The organism is Sporosarcina sp. GTC18466 (genome assembly GCF_055389225.1).
Genome location: NZ_AP044037.1, coordinates 2923560 through 2945152, shown reverse-complemented (window position 1 = coordinate 2945152; position 21593 = coordinate 2923560). Strand labels below are relative to the sequence as shown.

The 21593-nt window shown below is 48.2% G+C and carries 30 protein-coding genes; all 30 read right to left on the bottom strand.

Annotation, left to right across the window (positions count from 1 at the left end):
• Window positions 1-27 precede the first annotated feature (27 nt).
• The 30 genes from ACZ5FK_RS14725 to ACZ5FK_RS14580 all read right to left on the bottom strand — a co-directional run bounded on the left by ACZ5FK_RS14725 (window position 28) and on the right by ACZ5FK_RS14580 (window position 21593).
• Complete coding sequence (locus ACZ5FK_RS14725; RefSeq protein WP_464805612.1) at window positions 28-165, bottom strand: CD1375 family protein; 138 nt, start codon at window positions 163-165, stop codon at window positions 28-30.
• Window positions 165-353 (bottom strand): hypothetical protein, encoded by a 189-nt coding sequence (locus ACZ5FK_RS14720; RefSeq protein WP_464805611.1) that lies wholly within the window; start codon window positions 351-353, stop codon window positions 165-167. Before ACZ5FK_RS14720 ends, ACZ5FK_RS14725 begins: the two co-directional genes overlap by 1 nt.
• Window positions 350-2455 carry a DNRLRE domain-containing protein gene (locus ACZ5FK_RS14715; RefSeq protein ID WP_464805610.1) on the bottom strand — a complete coding sequence of 702 codons (2106 nt, stop codon included), beginning with the start codon at window positions 2453-2455 and terminating at the stop codon, window positions 350-352. Before ACZ5FK_RS14715 ends, ACZ5FK_RS14720 begins: the two co-directional genes overlap by 4 nt.
• A gap of 2 nt (window positions 2456-2457) precedes the next feature.
• Window positions 2458-3120, bottom strand: coding sequence for a hypothetical protein (locus ACZ5FK_RS14710; protein WP_464805609.1), 663 nt, complete (start codon window positions 3118-3120; stop codon window positions 2458-2460).
• Window positions 3113-3415 (bottom strand): hypothetical protein, encoded by a 303-nt coding sequence (locus ACZ5FK_RS14705; protein ID WP_464805608.1) that lies wholly within the window; start codon window positions 3413-3415, stop codon window positions 3113-3115. The genes ACZ5FK_RS14710 and ACZ5FK_RS14705 overlap by 8 nt, the downstream gene beginning before the upstream one ends.
• Complete coding sequence (locus tag ACZ5FK_RS14700; protein WP_464805607.1) at window positions 3416-4093, bottom strand: hypothetical protein; 678 nt, start codon at window positions 4091-4093, stop codon at window positions 3416-3418.
• Window positions 4090-5271 carry a baseplate J/gp47 family protein gene (locus ACZ5FK_RS14695; protein WP_464805606.1) on the bottom strand — a complete coding sequence of 394 codons (1182 nt, stop codon included), beginning with the start codon at window positions 5269-5271 and terminating at the stop codon, window positions 4090-4092. The genes ACZ5FK_RS14700 and ACZ5FK_RS14695 overlap by 4 nt, the downstream gene beginning before the upstream one ends.
• A complete protein-coding gene (locus ACZ5FK_RS14690) occupies window positions 5264-5620 on the bottom strand; it encodes a contractile injection system sheath initiator (protein ID WP_464805605.1) in 357 nt (118 codons plus the stop codon). Before ACZ5FK_RS14690 ends, ACZ5FK_RS14695 begins: the two co-directional genes overlap by 8 nt.
• Window positions 5621-5623: 3 nt before the next feature.
• A complete protein-coding gene (locus ACZ5FK_RS14685) occupies window positions 5624-6142 on the bottom strand; it encodes a Gp138 family membrane-puncturing spike protein (RefSeq protein WP_464805604.1) in 519 nt (172 codons plus the stop codon).
• Window positions 6139-6924 (bottom strand): phage protein, encoded by a 786-nt coding sequence (locus ACZ5FK_RS14680; protein WP_464805603.1) that lies wholly within the window; start codon window positions 6922-6924, stop codon window positions 6139-6141. The genes ACZ5FK_RS14685 and ACZ5FK_RS14680 overlap by 4 nt, the downstream gene beginning before the upstream one ends.
• Window positions 6917-7237: a phage baseplate plug family protein gene (locus ACZ5FK_RS14675; protein WP_464805602.1), complete on the bottom strand. Its 321-nt coding sequence runs from the start codon at window positions 7235-7237 to the stop codon at window positions 6917-6919. The genes ACZ5FK_RS14680 and ACZ5FK_RS14675 overlap by 8 nt, the downstream gene beginning before the upstream one ends.
• Entirely contained in the window at window positions 7234-7764 is a 531-nt protein-coding gene (locus ACZ5FK_RS14670; protein WP_464805601.1) for a phage baseplate protein, read from the bottom strand. The genes ACZ5FK_RS14675 and ACZ5FK_RS14670 overlap by 4 nt, the downstream gene beginning before the upstream one ends.
• Window positions 7764-9980, bottom strand: coding sequence for a phage tail protein (locus ACZ5FK_RS14665; protein ID WP_464805600.1), 2217 nt, complete (start codon window positions 9978-9980; stop codon window positions 7764-7766). Before ACZ5FK_RS14665 ends, ACZ5FK_RS14670 begins: the two co-directional genes overlap by 1 nt.
• Before the next feature lie 200 nt (window positions 9981-10180).
• Window positions 10181-10468 carry a hypothetical protein gene (locus ACZ5FK_RS14660; RefSeq protein WP_464805599.1) on the bottom strand — a complete coding sequence of 96 codons (288 nt, stop codon included), beginning with the start codon at window positions 10466-10468 and terminating at the stop codon, window positions 10181-10183.
• Between the two features lie 24 nt (window positions 10469-10492).
• On the bottom strand, window positions 10493-10891 hold the full coding sequence (locus ACZ5FK_RS14655; RefSeq protein WP_464805598.1) for a phage structural protein: 399 nt from the start codon (window positions 10889-10891) through the stop codon (window positions 10493-10495).
• On the bottom strand, window positions 10888-11913 hold the full coding sequence (locus ACZ5FK_RS14650) for a DUF3383 family protein (protein ID WP_464805597.1): 1026 nt from the start codon (window positions 11911-11913) through the stop codon (window positions 10888-10890). The genes ACZ5FK_RS14655 and ACZ5FK_RS14650 overlap by 4 nt, the downstream gene beginning before the upstream one ends.
• Entirely contained in the window at window positions 11900-12415 is a 516-nt protein-coding gene (locus ACZ5FK_RS14645; RefSeq protein ID WP_464805596.1) for a phage neck terminator protein, read from the bottom strand. The genes ACZ5FK_RS14650 and ACZ5FK_RS14645 overlap by 14 nt, the downstream gene beginning before the upstream one ends.
• Window positions 12402-12671 (bottom strand): hypothetical protein, encoded by a 270-nt coding sequence (locus tag ACZ5FK_RS14640; protein ID WP_464805595.1) that lies wholly within the window; start codon window positions 12669-12671, stop codon window positions 12402-12404. Before ACZ5FK_RS14640 ends, ACZ5FK_RS14645 begins: the two co-directional genes overlap by 14 nt.
• 71 nt (window positions 12672-12742) lie before the next feature.
• Entirely contained in the window at window positions 12743-13201 is a 459-nt protein-coding gene (locus ACZ5FK_RS14635; protein ID WP_464805594.1) for a hypothetical protein, read from the bottom strand.
• Window positions 13201-13593: a head-tail connector protein gene (locus tag ACZ5FK_RS14630; protein ID WP_464805593.1), complete on the bottom strand. Its 393-nt coding sequence runs from the start codon at window positions 13591-13593 to the stop codon at window positions 13201-13203. Before ACZ5FK_RS14630 ends, ACZ5FK_RS14635 begins: the two co-directional genes overlap by 1 nt.
• The gene (locus ACZ5FK_RS14625; RefSeq protein ID WP_464805592.1) at window positions 13571-13834 is read right to left on the bottom strand and encodes a hypothetical protein; all 264 of its coding nucleotides are present in this window, start codon (window positions 13832-13834) and stop codon (window positions 13571-13573) included. Before ACZ5FK_RS14625 ends, ACZ5FK_RS14630 begins: the two co-directional genes overlap by 23 nt.
• Window positions 13835-13880: 46 nt before the next feature.
• Entirely contained in the window at window positions 13881-15071 is a 1191-nt protein-coding gene (locus ACZ5FK_RS14620) for a phage major capsid protein (RefSeq protein ID WP_464805591.1), read from the bottom strand.
• A 21-nt stretch (window positions 15072-15092) separates the two neighbouring features.
• Window positions 15093-15743, bottom strand: coding sequence for an HK97 family phage prohead protease (locus ACZ5FK_RS14615; RefSeq protein ID WP_464805590.1), 651 nt, complete (start codon window positions 15741-15743; stop codon window positions 15093-15095).
• 15 nt (window positions 15744-15758) lie between these two features.
• Window positions 15759-17780 carry a phage portal protein gene (locus tag ACZ5FK_RS14610; RefSeq protein ID WP_464805589.1) on the bottom strand — a complete coding sequence of 674 codons (2022 nt, stop codon included), beginning with the start codon at window positions 17778-17780 and terminating at the stop codon, window positions 15759-15761.
• A 13-nt stretch (window positions 17781-17793) separates the two neighbouring features.
• Window positions 17794-19356: a terminase large subunit gene (locus ACZ5FK_RS14605; RefSeq protein ID WP_464805588.1), complete on the bottom strand. Its 1563-nt coding sequence runs from the start codon at window positions 19354-19356 to the stop codon at window positions 17794-17796.
• Complete coding sequence (locus ACZ5FK_RS14600) at window positions 19349-19876, bottom strand: P27 family phage terminase small subunit (RefSeq protein WP_464805587.1); 528 nt, start codon at window positions 19874-19876, stop codon at window positions 19349-19351. Before ACZ5FK_RS14600 ends, ACZ5FK_RS14605 begins: the two co-directional genes overlap by 8 nt.
• Before the next feature lie 220 nt (window positions 19877-20096).
• Window positions 20097-20453: an HNH endonuclease gene (locus ACZ5FK_RS14595; RefSeq protein ID WP_464805586.1), complete on the bottom strand. Its 357-nt coding sequence runs from the start codon at window positions 20451-20453 to the stop codon at window positions 20097-20099.
• A gap of 12 nt (window positions 20454-20465) precedes the next feature.
• Window positions 20466-20690: a hypothetical protein gene (locus ACZ5FK_RS14590; RefSeq protein WP_464805585.1), complete on the bottom strand. Its 225-nt coding sequence runs from the start codon at window positions 20688-20690 to the stop codon at window positions 20466-20468.
• Entirely contained in the window at window positions 20683-20970 is a 288-nt protein-coding gene (locus tag ACZ5FK_RS14585) for a hypothetical protein (RefSeq protein WP_464805584.1), read from the bottom strand. The genes ACZ5FK_RS14590 and ACZ5FK_RS14585 overlap by 8 nt, the downstream gene beginning before the upstream one ends.
• Window positions 20971-21146: 176 nt before the next feature.
• Window positions 21147-21593 (bottom strand): hypothetical protein, encoded by a 447-nt coding sequence (locus tag ACZ5FK_RS14580; protein WP_464805583.1) that lies wholly within the window; start codon window positions 21591-21593, stop codon window positions 21147-21149.

Below are 21593 nucleotides of genomic sequence, written 5' to 3'. Positions count from 1 at the left end.
GAGGTTTATCCTTCTATTTACCCAAAACTATTTTCCCTCTTTTTCGACCTCAGCGGCCAAATACTCCCCCACCGGCACCTGGTACTGCTTCGGCAAACTCTCAATCTCACGCGCACCAGCTTTCACTAGCACCGCGTATACAGGAATCATGTATTGAAAAACCATCACTCCGCACCTCCCTTCAACTGTTTAATTTCTACTGACTGCTCCACGACTTGTTCTTGCAATCCCGCGACCGCCTCAAAGAGGACGAGAAACTTCTCATCTAGCGTCTCCGGCACTTCCGGAAACGCCGGCTCAAGCGGCCCTAGCGAACCGTCCGGCTGTCTGCGTCTTACCATAGGTATGCTCATTGCTGTAACGCCCCCGATACTTTAAATATTGGCTTGTCGCCTGTCCAGGACAGTTTGATGGCGATCTTCTCGCACGGAAGGGCTGCACGGAACTTGAAGAAGTCCTCTGCCTTGCCTACATCGGTCGGTCCGCTGGAATCAAACGTCATCGCCGCGAACTGCTCCTGCTCCGTCCCGTTGGTCATGCTGATCTCCGCCGTTACTGGCTGCTCCTCATCTCGTTCTATCCATAGGAAAACGCCTTGTGCTGTTCCGGCAGGGGGCTCAATTGTTCCCCGATAGACGGATTTCGCTAAAGGCGTCAGGTTGGCTGTCTTATGGATTGTCTTGGTCACACTCGTCTTGAAGTTGTAGGAATCGACCGTTTCGACGACCAGCGTGTTATCGCCGTTTTTGAGTAACTTGGTCAGTAAATCAAACGACCATGCAGCATCAGGCCCGCGATAGATTTCAGTGGCAAGACCATTGTTGAGCTTGTATGAAACGACCGTGTCGTTGCCGTCCGGATCGGATGTTGTGCCGGTTACTGTCAACTTGTCGGCATCGATTAGGTCGGACTGCAGGGTGATAGGATTGACTGTCAACTTGGGTGGTCGGTTCGGAACGACATAGAAGGTGCGTTCCTCTACTACTGATTTGCCGCCTTTGTCATCCTCTGCCCATACTTTGAGTGTGTGAGCGATGCCCTCTGCTAAATTGCCGGTAATGGCTGTTTCGCCGAGGTATAGCTTGCCGCCTTTAAACGTCAACTGACGACTGAACGGGATAGGTGTTGTACCATCGCTAATGCCGGTTGCAATGGCTGTTGGTGTGCCGCTGTTGATTTGATAGCGGACGTTTACGATTTCACCGCTGTCTGTGTCGGTTGCTGTGCCGTTGATTGTTACTATGTCGTTTTCGTAAAGTGTTGAATTGTTTAAAGTGGTTAATACAATGTCGGGAACAGTGTTTTTCGTTAAACCGCCAACTCCTATTGTGGCCTCTGTATCTATGAAAATCGTTGGATATATCTTAGCGTTATTTCCTGGATAATAATTTTCCGACAATAACCCACGTTGGGTAGACCATGTATATTGACCACCAGGAACAACGTTTCTTAACCACATCGCCCCCGCGGCACTAAAAAAAGAACCATTTCCATAATGTGAACTGTATTTCCTAATGTCAGACACCGACATTAGGCCGGCATACGCAAATACCTGGTAGCTGTTTTCTTCCGCCTCCATCTGCGCGATGGAATATTGAGGCTTATTTGCTCCGCTACCTGCTTGTAAATATGTCAATCCTCCACTCGCAAACGTGCCTTTTTTTACAAACGCCTTGTCATCTTCGGGGAAACCTTGGAAATAAACTTTTTGCAAATAACTGGCTATATTGGTGGTGACTGTCGTGTCAAAAGAAGCATATCCCGATGAATCGAACGGCATTTCTCCGATATGCTCTTTTTTTACACAATACCCCTTAGATGGATCTAACAAAATCCATTGCTCGCCAACGAAATCAAATTCTGTTCCCGGCTCTTGATCCTTCACTTTGCCGCTCTTTGGTTTCGGGTCAAGCGTTATCAATAAGTATGGTTTGTTTTTGACATCGACTGTACTGTTTTCTCTTGAAGCGAATGAGATACCCATTTGGGTATCCTTGTTTGCAACATAATCAACCGTTTCAAGGTACACGCCGTAATAACTGGTTGGATTTTCAACGCTACTTTTTATTGTTTGCGTCACATCTATCTTGTTCTCTACGTTTCGCGATGATGTTGAAAATAACTTTGTTTTCAACTCTCCGGTCGCTGATGTTCTTGGAATTTCTGTAACACTGAATCCTTCAATCCAGTCAGTTGTTATGCGTGATGGTACAACCTCTATATTATCCACACCGTAACCTTGTCCACCATACGCAACGCCCCACAAAACGATTTCTGCCTTTATGATTTCGTTAGCGATCAAATCATTGGGAAGGGGAAAATACATACCTACATCCCTGTGTTGACCATTTGAATTTCTACTTAACTCAATGAGTTCGCCTAATCCGTTTCCTGGTAAACCGTGCGAATGAAAATACGCATCTTTTGTGGCGTATATTCTTTTTGTTACCGCCATTGTTAAACCACCTCCCCAACCGTATAAGTACCCCAACTACCAACAACCATCCGACCATCCGCAATCGCCGCATTACTCCGAGCTATCACCGCGCCTTTTACATACGAATTAACCAACGGCTGGACGGTAATCGTAGAAGCCGTGACATCCGTGATCAGCACGTCCTCGCTGTTGGTCCCGTCATAAATCGTGCACTCCGTAAACGCCTTGAAGCCGTCTGTATTGTCAACATTTAGTACTGTCGTCCCAGCCGCACGTGGAGCTGTGAGGACAGCTCTCGCAGTCTGACGGACAAGCTTTGTAGGTGCTCCGTCAAACGTATCACTAAACGTCCCACTGTTACCAGGCGTCTTGCCGTCGAGTTCCTGCTGGATCTGCAGGCGCAGGATGGCGTTGTCGTGGTCGTCTAAACGCTTATGGGACATTGCGATGCCCTGCTCCTGGTGATTCTCCCGCTTGGCAGAGTGCTTCGTACCAGTCTGCAGCCGTTTGTACTTCGGAATCGGCTTTTTAGTGATTGGATCCAAAATCAGGCTGCCTGCCGGTCCTCTTTCGTAAACGACATCTCCATTCTCGTCTTTCTCCGGAATCGGGTTTCCGAATTCATCCAATTCAAGGATATCGTCTTTCCATAAAAACGGATCGTACTTATACGGATCAGCCACTCGTAACACCCTCCTTTATCTCCAATTGAAAAAAGAACGTGACCATCAGCCCGTTCTCGTCCTTGCGAATATTCATCGACTTCTCGCGGATCGGCCGACCGTGCTGATCATGGATGTACGCATGGGTGACGTGGCCGGGTTCGTCTTCGAGGTACACGAATTTCTTCAGCATGTTCCCCTCGATGTACGAAGACGGGTGAATCGGATATGCGCGCTCTACGCCGTCGATCGTCACCTTCGCGCCGACCAGGAGCCGGTCCCAGAAATTCAGCGTTTCGGTCTGTAGTAAATCCATCTAGCTCCCTCCTTCGGGTGTACAATAAAAAGTCCCGGTCACCGGATAGATGACGGGATTGCTATAAGTCCGCACGTCCGCCTGCGCTTTCGTCTTAGCTGCCACACCATTGATTGGTGCGGTGTGGAAGGTGCCGGTGGTCGGGTAGGGGACGGGGAAGGTGTATTGTTTTGAGGTGGCAATCAGTCGATCCGGTTCAAAGTTCAGCTGAAAATAAACCTTGACACCTCCGCCTTTGATTCGTCTGATCGCACTGCCATCCAAGGTCTGCAAGTTATCATTCAAGCATACGAGCAAAGCCGCCGGTTCGTAATTCAGCTCTGGCTTGTACCACACTTCCTCAATTCCAATCAACCCATCACCGAATATCAGCCGACCAATTTCGTTGAGCGTTTCAATCTCGCCAGCGCTTCGATTGAGACGAATTCGCAGCTTAATAAAGTCGCGAAACTTCTCATCTTCCTTTTGTCCACGCTCCTCACCGGCACGCTTTGCCAAGTCATCCAGGGGAACACCTTGCGCCTTGTCAATATCCTGCCATTCCTCTATTTTCACAAACGCATTCCGTACCTCTTCCAGCTGTGAAAATATAAGTTCGAAAACTTTGCCGACATTGCTGTCCCTGCCCTTTTTATAGTTATCCGTCAGCTTGTCGAGAGCATCCTTGAGCAGCTTCATGTAACCACGACCTTGTCGAGTGAAGTTGATGCAATTTTGTCAAAGGAAATCGGCACATTGCCAATCAAGGAAACATCTTCTGCAGACAAACCTAGCTTCAAATCAATATCCTCAATTCCGTTCGTCTGATGAATTGCCGCAATGAGTTTGGTAAAGTTTACACTTTGCCCGATCTCCAAGCCTGGAGTCTCATCACCTTGCCCGTCGATGCCGCCAATATAATGGATGATGCTGTCTCTGACTCGGTCCTGCCCATCAATGGGAAACTTATCATTTGTCGTCAATATAACCTCAACAAAAATCTCAACCGTGCCTGGCCTTGTGAAACCGATCCGATGAGTAATCAAGTTGCTATCGATCACCTCAACGACCGAGGAACCGAACGACTGGATGCCTCCCGTTTTCGCAATAAAGATTGTCTTTGCAATAACATCCTCTTCCCCTCCATGAACAAACGGAGCTATGCACTTAGGAGGCAACCCATCGACTTCAACCATTTCATCATTTTCAAACACAAAGGCGTCAATCACGCCAGGTGCATCCAACAAGTTCGAACGGACAGCATCAACATTGGAGGCACCACCTCGTGTAGCTGATATTGCATTACGAGCCCGGAAAGATTCATCATCCTCTTCATCCCTGCCAAGGACAAGTTGCTTCAAAGCGGTGACACCATAAATGCCAGCGCTTGGATTAGTGATCTGATTGATCGCTGCTAAGCTGACATTACCTAGAGAACCCGCTTGTATTGCCTCGATATCAACTGAAGCTATACCGCTTTCGCTTGCCCTAACAGGAGAGAGAGTCCGAAACAAAATGGCGCCTTCTGTTTGTACAACAAAATCACTTGCAATGGAAACACCGGGATCCGTTTCTATCTCCGCCTGATACCTCGCAGCAATTGCACTTTGCCGGGTCGTGCCAATGAACTTAGCAGTCTTATCCAGATTGATCCCTTCAGCGGTATCAGGAGCCATGCTGTTATAAACCTTCTCAGCAAGCATCCAGACAATCGCTAGGAACCACGAGAACAGCCGAATGAACAAACCTAAAAAGGAGCGTTCGGACAGATTGATATTCTCTCCGAACAGCTCCCGCGATTTCATTTCTAGATCCTCAATCAAATCGGCATATTGCTTTCGCCTGAATCCCTTCTTGGTCAAACCGTATTCATCCAATCGGAACCACCTCCTCAATCACATTGCCACTCTCCATGCGGACACGAATAAATATTTCAGCAGTACGATGTGGTTGATCAAGACGGAATTCGACCGACTCCACCTTGTCCACGCGCTCGTCTTGATGGATCGTCTCAATGATGGCCAGCCTTGAACGCTGCTCATCAAACGGCTTTGCGAAAATGGTAGAGTACATAAGGCCATGCAAGACGTTGAGGAACCACTCTTCTTTATTGGTCGTCAATGCCCGGCTAAGTGATTGGCCTTCTTCGGCTTTCCCATCCACTATAACGAAATTGCCATGAGAATCAATGACCAGATCTCCATCATCTATCTTCAAAGCTTTCATACTTTACCAACTCCCACTGGATGTCCGGCCGGAAATATTTACATTTCCTAGACTTGAAGAAATGTTGATATTGCCTTGTTCGCTAGACAAATTGATATCCTGCTTTTTAGTTGCTATGATGACTTTTCCGCGCTCATCAATGATGATCTTCGTCTCCATATTCTCATGGGCAATCAATAAGTCCTCTTGGTGCTCAGCAGGCATCACGGTCTCAGACAGGCCAGAAACAATCATGGCGTCGGTCAAGTGATGACGCCGCTCCCCTGCATCGTCAAGGGGGTAATCATTGAAGACAACAATCACTTTGTCACCTTTCTTGTAGGGCATCCGAATGAAAAATGCTCCTGCTTTTTGCAATGAAACAGGAACGTCAACGATTGGAGGGAGCCCGCCTTGAAGAGGCTGGATATCCGCCTTCATGGTCGCATGATCAAAGCTTAGTATTTCCGCCTGCATAGCGACTCGCAGCCCCTCAACAAGATCGCCTGTCAGTCCGTCAAAAAACTTTACCGCATTGCTCATACGGCCTTCACCTCCATTTTAGTATGCCAAGAAGAGCCATCATGACTACCCTTCAACACACGGAAATCTCCATTCGCTGTGCGGCTTTCAATACGGATCAGGCTATCTTCTCGGATTCGATGATTCAGAAGACAAGTCACGCTGTAATCCGCATCCTTCCCATCCAGCTGTTCTGGGGTGCCGACAAGACCTGAGCTTGAATTAAGCAAGAAACCAGTGCTCACCCCTTTATGACTAGGACGAACAGCAAGAACACTATTGGTGATGAGCAGCTTGCTCTTACAATCTTTCACTACGATCTGCCGCAACTCCCGTTGCAAGGGACCATGTAGCGTTTTGCCTTTCTTGTATACGATGTCATTCTCCAGCTGAATCTCTCCTACTTCTAAACCAAACAAACCAGCAGTCCCGCGGACAATCTGCGATGCACGGGTATTCGGCTTAAATGTCTTGGACACCTTCGTATTCATCCATTCGGCTGCGCCATCACCGATTGATACAGTCGTAATCTTATCGACTCCCTGCCAGACCGTCTTTGCGGTAAGAATACGGCCGAGAAGAATGGTGCCACTGTTCGATTCATAGCCAGCATTCAGAATGACCGCAGTCCCTTTTTTTATTTTGGATATGGTGTCTTTCGATAGGTTGTAAATTCGGACTTCCGCTGTGTTCGGTTCCGGCTCGTCATCGAAATCCACTTTGAAATCAAAATGAAGATCACCATATTCGATCGTCTTTCCCGCTACAAGCAAAGAAGCTTTACGAATCCACAAATTATTCATCCTCATCCACCTCGTAGCCAATCAGATACAGGAACACGCTGTTCTCCAGATCGGTCCATCCAACACGCTTGGCATTTCCGGATTCGTCAAATGGAACGATGCTGACAGATGGTTTTGTCTGGACATTCTCAAACAGCGCTTTTCCATACACCAGCTTTTCACCGGCACTGATCAACACCCCATTTCGGAACAGTTCAAGAGTAAAAAAATCAAAGTCGGCATTGTACCGGACTTCGAATTCCCATGTCACATTATCAAGTTGTATCTCGAATGAATAGGGAATGGCATCCTTGTCAATTTCAATATAGTTCATAGACCCAACCTCTCAATCCCGTTACGAGATGACTTGAAGTTCTTTTGTGTAGTCGGCTTTGGCTGTTTCGGTTTCTTCTTCTTTGGCTGTTGTTTTCCTTTGCTCGTCTTCTTCTTGACCTGTGTCTTATTCACAGATTTCTTAGGTACGGCAATGGCAGCCTTCTTTAATTTAGCAACCCGGATTTCACGTAATTGAAGGGAGAACTCAAAGCCGTCACCGATCTGGGCAGACCTGCGCCTTGTCAAACTTGCAATCACCACTTGCTCTGCTGTTTCCACTCCAATGAACGTGAGAACTTCCCTATCATGTTGGAAACGCAGAAGCTGAGCGAGTTTTTCGCTCGCCCGCTCTCCTGTGATAATGCCGCTGATTGGAATTGTATCCGGTTTTGCTTGGATGTGATCCGCGATATCGGCACCCTCGTCTACGGGATGCTCCGTTACATCACTATCCGTTGTGATGGATTCATCCAGCACAGCGTCGAACTCGACTTCTCCACTTCTTCCAACTAATTTGGACAGCATTATACAAGAGCACCCCCTCTCTTAGCAGCTAGTAACTCAAAAAATTCTTCCATCAATTCCGGGAAGTATCGTTGCAGAACTCGCTTGATTTCCTCTCCATCCGCATTCCCCTGAATTAGGATTTCAATAATCGGATTGAAATGGACACCCTGCACAGTCGACGTTTCATTCGTTGTGTGTTGTGGTGACGGTTCTCCTCCGCCTGAAGTGTATTGATATGGTATATCAGGATCGAACGAATCACCGATTTCACGTGCTGCATCCTCGGCTGCCACGTTCGCGTTTTCAGCTTCATTCTCGAACCCGATCGTATAGCCCATCATCGTGTTTTCACCAAATTCACGGAACAGACGGGATGGCGAGAAGATCTTTAATACGCCTTTGAACTTGTCGGCTATGCCGCCGGCGATATCTTGAACCTTTGTCCAAACTGCACTGGCCATACTAGAAATCCCGTCAATCAAGCCTTGCAAAATGTTTTTTCCGATTTCGTAGAGATCTACCCCTTCAAAGAAACCGACGATATTATTCCAGATATCCACGGCGATTCCCTTGATTCCTTCCCAGGCACCGGACCAGTCTCCTTGCAGGAGAGACATGGCTACGCCAATAATGCCAAGCACAATATCCAGAGCTGTTTGAATGACTGCTTGAATCAGCCCCCAGGCAATCTGCACAACTCCACTTATGATTGGCCAGACAACTTGGAAGATGCCTTGGATAATGCCCATGACCATCTGAATGGTACCGACAATGCTATTGAACCGTTCCTGGATCATCGTCATGATGAAGTCACCATGTTCGGTCCAGAACGCAGTGAGACGTGAAAGGATGCCTCCTAGAAAATCAGTGACCGAACTCATCACGTTAACAATGATGCCCCTCACCCATTCAAATGCGATGGCTGTTGCATCCTTGATCCAAGTCCATGCTGCATCAATAGCAGTACTGAACCACTCCAGCCTATTGTACGCCATAACCAACGTACCCACGATTAAACCTATTGCCAAAACGGCAAGACCTATAGGATTAGTAAGCAGGCCAAATACACTGCCTACTCCTTTGACTACACCCGAAAATTGAGTAATTAACGTAATAGCAGGGGATATCTTAGAAATTAGACTACCAACCATCATTAAAACGGGTCCGAGCCCCACGAGAAATGCAGACCCGAACAAAGCACCCTTTTTAATCAGCTGCTGCATGGATGGAGACAGTTCATCGAATGCTGTTTTCGCAGATTTTACCTTCTCCATGGCTGTCGTGAAGTATTCACCGAACTTCACGCCCGCCTTCTCTGCGATCCCGCCTAAATCGTCTATACGTCCGGTCATATCAGAAATCAAGGGCTTCAGCTGCGAAAAGAATCCGCCGCCTTTTCCGCCTGCATCGAGGAAAGAAGCACCTAATCGCCCGGCTGCTGACCACATGTTAGCCATGCCTGCAGTGAACGATTCTTCGCCTATCGTTTTCGCTGCACCGCCGATGTTCTTTTCGATAGCACTCATTAACATTTCGGACGAGACTTTCCCCTTTTTGGCAAGATCGAAGACGGCACCCTCCGCAACACCAGCCTCTTTTGCTAGCCATTGATAAATGGGAAGCCCTCTATCTGATAGCTGTTGCAATTCTCCGTTCGACGCCTTGCTTGCTGTTTGGACTTTGTTCAGAATGGAGCCCATCTCATCCATACCCATGTTGGCAATCGCTGCGGCATCCCCGGTGAGAGTGAGATACTTAGTCAATTCTTTGCCAGGTTTGACGCCTGCCGCAGTGGCATTGGCCGCGGTCGTCGCTGCTTCCGCCATACCGAAGGAAGTGCCTTTTACAGAATCGAGCGCAGATGTCATAATCGCATCGACGCCTGCTGTATCATGACCTAAGCCTTTCAACTTGGCACGCGCTGTGTCAATGCCGACTAGTCTGTCAAACCCTTTGTACAGCGCGATACCGCCCAAAGCGGTAGCCGCACCGACAATCGGAGTCGTCACCCATTTAGTCATACTCCTGCCTACTGACAACATTTTACTTCCAAGCCCATCTAAGCTGGATAACATGCTTACACTAAAATCGCTCGTTGCTTTGCCTAAGTCATCAATACCACTTGAGGCGCCAATCGCACCATCTCGCAGATCATCCACTGCGCTGTTTACAGACATTAACTTACCGGTATCGGTGTTGAACGCAATATCAATGGCAAGTGATCGTAAGCTCATTTAATTCACCCGATTCCCGTTCTGACATAAAGAAAAAGAGACACCCGTTAAGGATGTCTCACGTCTGCTTACGTTGTTCTTCCAGTTTTTCAATGTAAAGATCAAGCGCCGCATTTGCTTCAAGCAGCTCGTCCCAATCCATTTGTGAAGCTTCGGTATAGGTGAGCTTCTCTTCCATGATCAGGCGCCAGAAGAACCATTTATTCTTCGCTGTCTCCCGGTAGTCCGCTGTCTTCGTCGTCGGTCTTTCCGAGTTGAAATCGGGTCGCTTCGCTCATCAGCTCTTCAAATTCCTCAAGGTTCTCGAAATCATCCATCTTCCGTTTTGGATCCACTACGATATGCTTCAGGATATCCTTGTAAAAGTTCTCTTCTTGCGCGACGCCATGTTGATTCTTATTCTTGTCTTTCATTTTGTACCAGGCACTTGGGAATACCTTCTGCAGGGTATATTCCGTCCCGTTGATTGTCACTTTTTTCTGTTGCATGTTTATGTCCTCCGCTTCGTTTTATTATTCGTCAATCGTCAGTTTGGGAACGACAAAAACCCATTCCCGATTCGTGATTTCCTTCCCATATTCAACGCCAGGATTCTTTAGAATCCAGCTGTCATTCCCACCGGTTGTCATGCCGAAGTTCTGATCGACGACATTGACAGGAAAAACGTCTTTCCCTTTTTCAAGTTTCGACAAGTACGCATTCGAAGGGCTGTCCATCGAGAGGGTGACGGTGATCTTCCCCATTTCATTCGCATTGCGCGCCCTTGCCACTTCACCTTTCGTTCCGACTTTTGCCGTATACCTATCTTCGTCCTTCTCTACCTTTATCATGGTTCCATCCGCGTAACCTGTCAGGATGGCACCACTCACCACCACGTTGACATCCTGTGGATCATACGTGTTTACGCTCATGCTGCTTGCCCTCCTTCGTCATACGTCAACGTGACGCGTAGTGTTGTTTCATGGATCGCCCCAGCGAGAGGCACCATAATGACGAGACCGTCATAGACGCGATTTGCGATATCGTTCGGCAGGCTATTCTCCCGGCTTCTCGCAGTAATCGTATATAAGCCATTACCAGCATCATCCTTTAGAACAATGCCCATTTCAGTAGCAACTTCACAGACGGACTTGGATGCCGAAACGAGCAGTGCGATTCCGCTGTTCTCGTAGGACACTTTGTTTTGGGTCATAAACACACGGGAAACTTCTTCCGTCAAACGAGCATCAAAGAAGTCCTGCGCCTGCATGACATCGATATATTCGCCGCTTGTCGTCTTTCCTTCGCTCGTCTGGAGGATGCCGAACTTGCGAAGATATGTGTTTCCGTTGTCTTTGTGAAGCTGTGAAACGTCGCTCGTACGGATTTCGGCCTCTTTCACGCCGTTCACCGTCTTGAACTTCCATGTGATACTGCCCGGCTTTTCAGGAGCGCAACGGCCAATCAAACCTTCCGCAACGTATGCCTCTGGATCATGGTGATAATATAGGAATGTCCGATCGGATTCGATCTGTTCGAAAAGCTTCATATTCTGCGTAGTCGCCCCGTATAGCTTCTTCTGTGTATCAATCCATGCGGACAATGCAATAATCTCTTCATCGCCATTTTGATCGCATTCGAGATAGTACCAGTCGTTCTTCGTTTCGATGAGTTCATTAAGAAACTCAACTAATGCTGACGGTGTCAAACCGTCATACGACGTACCAGCCATCGCAATCATTTTTGGCTTTGGCGTCTGTCCGAACAGACGAGCAGCAATCTTATATGCTTCTGTATCGACTGGATAATCGACAGCCACATCCTGGATGCCCAAATACTCGTTGTATTCTTTTTCGCCGTTTGTTGCCAAAACAAAAGGAAGACCAAAGCCTTGTTGGGTTAAGGCAGCGGTCTCCCTCGTAATGACAACTTCGACATCTTTAATATTTGTCAATGCTCTTCACTTCCCTCGTGAATGGTTTGTTATTGATCGTGCCTTTTACCACTTTGATTTCTTCGACTGTTCTACTCTGCTGATGAACGAACCGGAGCGTCACATCGAAACCCCGCTTCCGCTCATAATCATCAACGATCAAACTATCGCGGTTCATGATAGATTGAAGACCGGTAACCACATACCCGACTTCCTTCAGCTCCCGGTAGCCATCGAAAGAAAACCAATCATGCGCTTCCTGGGCCAAGGCATTCGTTTCGACCAAATCCCTACCGAATGCCGTTATGCTAAGGGACATGGTCGGTTGTGAAGTCGCGACCCGTCTGATATCCACCGGCTGATCTTCATCCTTCAGGGAGGCATGCCCACGAGCAGGAATGAAGGAGACCAACTCTTTGATAGTAAGATAGGGATATTCAGGACGTTTGGCAGCCTGCTCTGCAAAAACAACCGGACGGGTCATGCTGCCTTCCAGACCACGAAAAATATCAATGGCTCGCAACGCCTTCCCTCCTTATCACGTACATCCGAAGACCATTTCCATAAGATGAGTAATCACGCTCTTCCATCACCGTATAGACATTGCTCCGTACAGTGACGGACTGACCACGTTCCAGTCTCCTATAGGTGAATAGTTTTTCATCGTCCGTTGTATAGGTTCCCCCGTCGCCGAGCTGCAGAACATCGTCTGTGAAGTTGGCGACTGCTGCTTTGAATGGCGTTTCTTCATCCATTCCGGGTCTCCATATGCCATCCACATATTTTCCCTCCGCACGCTCGTTCAGGTAAACAGTAATCATATATGGACGTAAAAAAGATCTGAAGTCCATTATTTGCGCACCACCCTGAAACCAACCGCATCTTTCAAAGCTCCGGTCTTCACAAGTCCCACACCTTGGACATTGTCCCGGATCTTGTCGGCTGCAAACTCACCCAATTGATCATTGAATGTCCGGGTAGTAATGTCCCCTTCAAACAATTGGCTGAGGAGCTTTTCGGCTTCTACATCGATGCTGTTCTTATTGGCGTCAAATCCCGAACGGAAGTAAGCCCGCTCAGGAATACGGATAACCGTTTGCTCCTTCCGAAGTGGCATCCCCTGAGCCAGAAACCAATTACGCATCTTCTGATCCACTTTGATATCAAAACCGAATTCATGGACCCAGGCAACAGTGTAAAGTTTGTCGCCGCTTGGGGCGTTGATGCCGAGTTGAATCTTATTGCGACTCAAAGAAGAAAGCTGCTTGGCGAGTTCCGGAATATGATTGTTGTCAGTGACCTTCGCCATCAGCCATACACCATATTCCGATAAGGATCGAGCAGAGCCAGAACGGATGGAGGAGCTGGAATTGCCTTACCTTCTATATGCTGCAGTGCATAGTTCTTCTGACCAAGACCATCAATCCGCTCACTGGATACCCCCATATTGCCGCCTGTATTGAATCGGTATGTGCACCAGAGAATACAGGCGTCTTCCACATCATATGGAAGGCGAGGGACGACTTCTGACGGTTCATCACCAGGCAACGTATATTCACTGGAGAAGCTTCGCCTGCAATACGTCTCGATTGCTTCCGATACGGAACGGATGATTCGCTCAAGTTGCGGATCTTCTTCAGTCTCTTCCACGGGAATGAATAGCTGCCGTTTCAATTCGTCAATTGTTGTCAGCAACGTCATCACCCTTTTTCTTCTTTGCTGTAACCTTCTTAACCGTCTTCTCGGCTGCTGCAGGAGGAGAATCAGCTACCACTTCAGCAGGTGGAGCCGCCGTCGTTTCCTTAACCGGTTCAACTTTCGCTTTCTCCGCAATCCCATACTTCACAAATTCAGCAGCGCGTTCTTTCGTGACATCGACCACTTGCCCGGCCGCATAGCTATAACCGGGCGAAGCGATCGACTGTAGGATTTTCACTTTCATCGTCACACCTCCCCATAATGTAAAAAGAGCAGCCGTTTGACTACTCTTACACGCTTGCATGCGTGATTGTTTTGACCGCCTCAGGGACTAGCAGCTTGCCGTCATGACGGAACGTCACACGGAATCCAACCTGTCCTGTCTCTGCATAGAGCTCATCCAAACGCTGAATAGAGATGCCAAGGCGATCCATGATCCGGTAGCGACCGATATCACCAAAGGCCACAGATTTTGCATCTGCTCCAATTTCCGGCATGAAGTCGGAAGTCGTCACTGGACGCCCGAGAATTCGATCCGGCTCGCCCGCCTGCAGACCTGGCTGCCAGAGGTAATCATTATCGCCTGTTCGTTTCATTTTGCGGATTGCCTTGATAGAGGAATCGCCCATCAGGAATGTTCCGCGCTGACGATATGGACGTTTGACGGAGTAGAAGAGATCCACTAGGTTATCCGCCGTGACGCCACTGACTGTCGCGTCGACGCCCTTTAGTGCATCAAGCAATAAGCCTCTCGGTTTCTCGACACCGTCACCGTTCAGGAAGCTGTTCTCCTCAAGCTCCGACTGCGCCTCAACTGACTGGGAACGGATCTCGGTTTCCAAGTTGAAGAAAGCGTCCTGCAATAGCTCTTCAGAAATCAGGATAATGCCGCCCGCTTTATACGCGCTCATGTGCTGCACATCGAACGTCATGCCCGTCTTTCCGTAAGTACCTTTTTCTGCAATGTAATTGAATTCCGGGCGATCCACGACCATCGGAATCCGGCGATCAGTGGAAGACTGGACGACCGTCGCCAATTGACGCATGACGGACACTTTGTTCAAGTCACGCAGAAGCGTCGTCTCAAATTCCTCTGGCGCCAGGTATCCGCCTTTTGCATCTTCCGCTTTGAATAGATCCCGCATTTCTCGCGGATCCGCGTTACGTCCTTCCTTCAACACATTCCAGAAAGAGTTACGATATTCTTTCGACGCACGAGGGCCGGAACGCTCTTCCTCGTCATCGGCAATCGTCGGTTCAGTATTGCGTTGTGTGAATTCACCCTCGATTCCCGCCAAACGCTCTTCCCGCTCGATCTGCGAACGCAGGCTATCCACGTCCTTCATGATCTTCTCATAATGTTCCACTTCGTCGGTCGCAAGGGAACGCTTCTCCTTCGTTTCCCGCTCCAACACTTCACGCGCTTCCTTAACAAGGGCCGCACGCTTATTACGCAATTCCTGTACTTTTGCAATCGTCATAATCAATGACCTCCAATTTTCTTAATAGTTTTCTTCCAATTCGAGTCGCCGCATCATGCTGTCGAGAGAGTATGCAGGAGGCGATTCCTTCGGTGGGGTCTTGCGTTCTTCTTGCAAGACATCTTTGATCGCGGAACGTAAGATTTCTTTGAAATCCACTTCCTCGATTGCTTCCGTTACAGATCGCGCACTCACATTGGTTGCCGGGTATGCAGGGAACGGCGTCGGGCTAATTTCAATCAAGTCGACATCTTCCAGCGTCCGGATGGATTGGTCTGGATTCGTGTTATCCCAGCTGTCCTTTTTGACTGAAAAACCGAAAGACACGCCATCAACATCCTTCCGTTGTATGGCAATACCGGCATCACGCCCCCAGCTGTTATCCGGCAGCTCCAATTCAAAAAGCAGCCCCCTCTCATCTTCTTCAAGTTTGAGAGTGCCGCCGTTTGTCGAGCCAAGAGGAAAATCAGAGTTATGATTCCACAAGGCCTTTATATTGTTCTTCGAAAGAGATTCAGCGAATGCGCCTTTTTGAATCTTTTCACGGAATCCATAGAGCGGAACTGACAGCTTATCGAATACAGCCGCATATCCGCGGATAGTGGTCGGCTTGCCTTCCTCACTTCTCACTTCCATATTGGTGATCGGATAATTCCTACGCTCAATTTTCAAATTCTCACCACCTTTCTAATCAGCTACAATCTGACAAACACATCCGCCATGCAACGGTGGATGTGAAGCCGGTTTCCGCACATGCATCGTGCCGTCTTCACTTTCAAGGCTCTGATCCTTGCTTACGAAATTCTGTTCAATACCGACAACCATGCCATTCAGTTCCTGGCAATATGGGCAATTGTCACTCCCGAGCGCCATCCATCTGAGACGGCTGACCCCAAGTGCAGCAAAAGCCACCTTGGCGATCGCTCCGCAAATTTGGACAGTCTCATTCATGGCGACTTTGTCCGGCCGGCGCTCTTCCCACTCAGCAAGTCGGACATCGATTTCATCAACTGGGTCTAGCCCTTCGTCATAAGCCTTCTGGACAATTTTCCGTAGCTGTCCTTTCGAACTGCCGGAATACCGTTCCGCAAATGAGTCCAGGTACTTGTCAATGAACTGGCGAGCATCATCAGTGAACGTCATTTTGTCGCCAACCTCTTTGCTCGCTTCCTCATAGATGATTTCAGCAAGTGATAGGAAAGCCGGTTTCATACGTTTTTTCAACGCCTCATTATTCCTATAGTATTCATCCAGCCAGACATCAAAAGTTGCCGAATCACGTTCGTTCAAATGGTTATGAACTGCTTCCCGAACATCTTTCATTTCCTGCTCCAGATAGCGTTTCAGGGCATTAGAAAAGACCTGCTCATATCGCTTAGCAAGTCTGGAACGGTTATGTGCAGCCCTGACCTGCCGCTGTTCTTTTGTGGATTTCTCAAATGCTCTTAGCTCTGTATTTTCGATACTTCGTTGAAAGCGCGGCTGGTATTCAATGTTGCCTAGGTCAGCAGCATTGATCATATTAAGAGGCACAAGATAGATATCACCTTCCGGGCCAATCGGATCCATGTTCTCTTTCCGTAAAATATCGTTCGCGCTCATCCATCCCCACTGCCGCGCAGTAGCATACGCACGATAACGACTCTCCACATCACCGCGAAGAATACCGTCAACGAGAAAGCTGGCATAGAACCGTTCTTGCATGAATTCAGGAATGAGCTGCATCTGAATGGTCTGCTCCCAAAGAGAGAACCAATATAAAAGCGTGTCTGTATAGAATTCCTGTGCCTGGTGCTCGATATTGGAGAATGTCGCGTTCTCCATGGATCCAATCTTATGAGGAGGTACGCCGAAAATGGCCGCCATCTCTTGCCGCTGAAATGCGCGTGTCTCTAAGAACTGAGCGTCTTCCGGGGGAATGCCAATTTGCTTATATGACATACCTTCTTCCAAGATGGCAATACGATGGGCATTACTGAGACCGCGGTGAATATCGTTCCATTGCTCACGCAGTGCTTCGATCTGGTCTTTGCCCTTTAGCTTCCCGGGATGTTCCAAAACGCCGCCCGGCTTCGCTCCATTGCCGAAGAACCTCGCACCATACTCGGTCACTGAGATCCCCATGCCGATTGCTTCACGGAACATGCGAACAACCGAATACCCTTTCAAGCCGTCAAAGCCTGGACCGACCAGATGAAACATCCGCCATTTCGGCAAGACGACAGTGCCACCATTCGGCAGCGTGACCAGGTATTCAATTTCATTGTTCTTTTTCGCATATCGGGGAGTCACACAATCCGGCGTCAACGGCCAGAGTGCGACTGGCATTCCGTCCGCACCGTATTCAATCTCGGCGTATCCGTTCCCCCACACCAGCAGATGCGTATTCAGCGCATCACGGAAGGAAAGACTTGTCATCATCGGGTTCGGATTTTCATGCAGCAGTTTATAAACAGGATGGCTGTATGCACGCTCACGGCCGTCTCCTGATCGCTCATAGAGATGCAATGGCAATGAAGCTATCGGTTTAGTGATCGCTCGCACGGCCGCCCAAAAAGATGAATATGTGATTGCAGTCCGTTCATTGACACGTGCTCCAGAAGATGTGCTCCCTCCGCCAACCATGTCCACAAACCAGCTTTCCACCGCTTGGTCAATCGGTGTAGTCAACCAATCCCTCGCACGCTGGATAATTCCTCTTTGTTTCAATCTCTCACCTCCTTCAAATGGACAACAAGCCACGGCGATCATAAACGGACTCGATGTCTTCCTCAAACAACATGGCTGTCGCCATTGCGTTGATCAGTGCAACCGTCAAGTCAATCCGCTCATGTGATTTGTTCTTCATCGGCTTGATATTCTCGTTGCCGTCTATAGCAATGACGGTATTTCCCCAACACCAACGAGCAAGTGGATTCTTCTCATGACTCATCTGTTTCGACTTCATCAGCCGCTCAATCATTTTCATTGCTGGACTCATATGCTTCATGTTCTGTGCGATTTCCACGACCTCAATTCCTTCGTTCATCAGCCGCTGGGTCAGCATCCGGCTGTTCCATGGATCCGTCCCGAGTGCCGCGATTTCATACTGTTGACTCGCGGACAGCAATCTGGTTTCCACGAATTCATAATCAACTACGTTGCCTGGCGTGGCATGCAGGAATTTCTGATTGGCCCAACGATCATACGGCACTTTATCGCGATGAACCCGCTCTTTCATATTTTCATCTGGAATCCATGCATCAAAGATGAACCGCCAATCCTCAAAGTCATCTTGTGGAGGGAACAAATAGCATGCAGCTGTGATATCTGTAGTGCTCGACAAGTCTAGACCGGGATAACACCGCTTGCCCACAAGATCGGACAACGACCAATCCCCGTTCGTGGAATCCCACAAAGTGAGGGGCTGCCAGCTATGCTGTTTAAGTGATACCCACTGATTCAACCGCAACCAACGAAATAGCTTTTCAGATGCTTCGCTATTGCGTGCGGATAGCGCCTCCTGACGGACGGACTCTATGGGAATGGTATGACCGAGCGAAGGATTCGCTTTATACCAAGTCGCCTCGTCCCAAATGTCATCGTCCTCTTCAGCTCCATACACTTTCACATACCAGGTAGGATCCACCAGTTCTCCATCTCGAATCTTCAATGCCTTCTCGTGAATCTCCCAACCGATTGAATTCCTGTCCGGGTCATCCCCGGCCGTTGTGATGACCCACCACAAAGGCTCTTTCCGGGCCGCACCGGCGCCGAATGTCATGACATCCCATAGATCCCGGTTGGGCTGCGCATGCAACTCATCAAAAATGACGACTGTTGGGTTGATACCGTGCTTCGTAAATGCTTCAGCAGAAAGAACCTTCAAGACAGTGCCGGTATGAATATTGGCGATTTCCTTCCGGCTGTCCGTAATTTTCAGAACCTTACCAAGCTCTTCATCCTGCTCGATCATCCCGACGGCCGCTTTATAGACGAGCGTCGCCTGCTGCCGATCAGCCGCACAGCAATAAATCTGCCCTTGCATTCCGTCACATACCAAATGATACACACCGAGCGCCGCAATGAGGGATGTCTTACCGTTCTTTTTCGGCACTTCCAGATAGGCATAGCGATATTGTCGATAGCCAGTTTTATTTACGGTCCCGTATACATCCCATATCGTGTCGTGCTGCCAGTCCAATAATAAAAACGGCTGACCGTAAAAATCGTCAACCGCTTTGAGCATTTGTATAAATTCAATTGGTTCCAGCGCGCGCTGCTTGTCAATTCGTGTTTCAACCATCCGCACCACGACTCTTCAAGAATCTGGCCATCGGTGATTCTTCCTTTTCCTCATTCGGCTTTTTCGGGATGGACCGCATACGAGCGACAGGATTCAAAAACAATCGATCTTCAAGTTTCAGCATTTTATCCCGTACCTGATTCTGCTTTGTGATGATTTCTTTCATGTCATCGTAAAACGCCATTTTTTTGGACATTTGCTTTGCCTTCTCGATCGATTCTCTGACCTGATTATACAGCTGCTGCAGGAAGTCCTCCTGGCCTTTCAGCTGGCAATATCGGTTGATGGTCGCTTGATCTAAACCCTCGATGAATTCGATTTCCTTGTACAATTTCCGCAGACGAAGAAATTCCTTATGGGCGATTGGATCAGCTTTTGTAGCAGGCTCCTCGCGAAACGTCGTGCCGGTCTGCAATTTCTTTTCCATCTTTTCACGATGGTCAAGTTCAGCTTTCGTGCGCCTGTCCTTATTCCCTTCCAACTTGATCAATTGAACGGGTTTGCTTGGTCTTCCTGCCATAAAAGGTCACCTCCCAGAAAAATTTCATTTTGCGAAAAAAATTTACGCTTAGCTGGAGCGCGCTTATGTCGCAAAAAAGTGGTAGAGATTTACACCCCCTACCCCTTAATGATTTCTAATATCATCTTGTTGTGACTTGCTCGATGTAAGAAAAAACAAGTTGGAATCAAACGAACGAACTCTTCAAATCATCTTGATCTTGACGAATGATTGGAGCGCGTCACTGCTTGCGGTTGCCAAAGCCTCCGTCTTCCATTGCCGTCTTGCGGGAGTGACAGGAAGAGCACAGGGCCTGCCAGTTGCGCCGGTTCCAAAACAATTCATTGTCGCCTCGATGCGGAATGATATGGTCGACAACATTAGCAGCCGTGCGGATTCCTTGCTTACGACATGTGACGCATAAAGGGTGATCAAGTAGATAGGAGCGACGGGCCTGCTGCCATCGGTACCCATAGCCCTGCTGGGTGGTGGTGCCCCGGTAGCGGTTGTAGTAGTTCCTATGCTCATCACACCTACCATCACTTGTAATCGTGCGGCAGCCTGGATGGTTGCAGGGACGCCTAGGTTTGCGTACCATCAACACTACCCCCTACTCGATGATTGGCCGTGTCTTCACAATGTCGAGCGCCTGCTCTTCTGTGAAACCCTCTTTGATCAGCTGATCATACTTCGCTTTCAGAAAGTTCGCTTTGAGCTCCCATTCCTGAATGACGTATGGGAAGACCTCTTTCATATCTGCAATACTTTTCTCATACTTATTGCGGGTGTCAAGCTGCTTTACATTATCGATTGCTGATAGGTTAGGTTTACTCATCGTCCATTCCTCCTTTTTCCGCATTAAGATATCGTTCCAGTCCTTGATATTCCATTTTCACAACATGATCCAAACTGATCAATTTAGTTTCGAAGTAAAGAAACTTCAATCTGTTTTTTGTGCTTAATATGGAATTGGCCCAGAAAACAATTGATACAGGAAACTCTTCCTTTTCCCCTGTCGAATATGTAATGACCACAGTGAGGTCTCTTTTCACGTTTTTGTTTTTATGTCTCTCAACGATATTTTCTAATCGTTGATACAAATCTAATTCAGCCATTAATGCCTTCCCCCTTTCCTCAAGTATACCATAAATAAGAACACTCGTTCTAAAAGTTAAAAACCATCCGCATGTTGAACACACGGATGGTTATCAAAGGGGAAATTGTAATGGCTGTAGGTTTTTCTCCTACACTAGCATACTAACCGATTTTAAGAGGCCGAAACGGACATCTTTCACCACAGTCCGAGTTTTTCTGCAGTAGCGACCACAATCATATCCCTTATTCGTCTAGCGTGTCGTTCCGAGTAGCCTGTCTCCTCTGCGATCTTCTGCCATCGTTTCGCATGCCGTGTGAAGTAACGGGATCGAGCAACCTGTTTATATTCATCCGGCAGCATATCCATTACCTGCTCGATCGCCTTGACGTTCAGTTCCAGCGTCAGATACTGCTTATCCTGCCGTGCATACTCTACACGGAAAACCTGCGCAGCTGTCGGATCGCTTGTCAGTCCCTTTGCCTTAATATCCTTATTCATATCTGCCTGCGTCGCGCTGTCCATCTCGATGTCCCGCATTTTCGAAAGCATGTCATTGTAACGGAACCATAGCGATTCCACGTACTTAAAGGTGCTTGATGTGATGTCATATTCCAGCTGCAGCACTTGCCCCACCCCTATCAT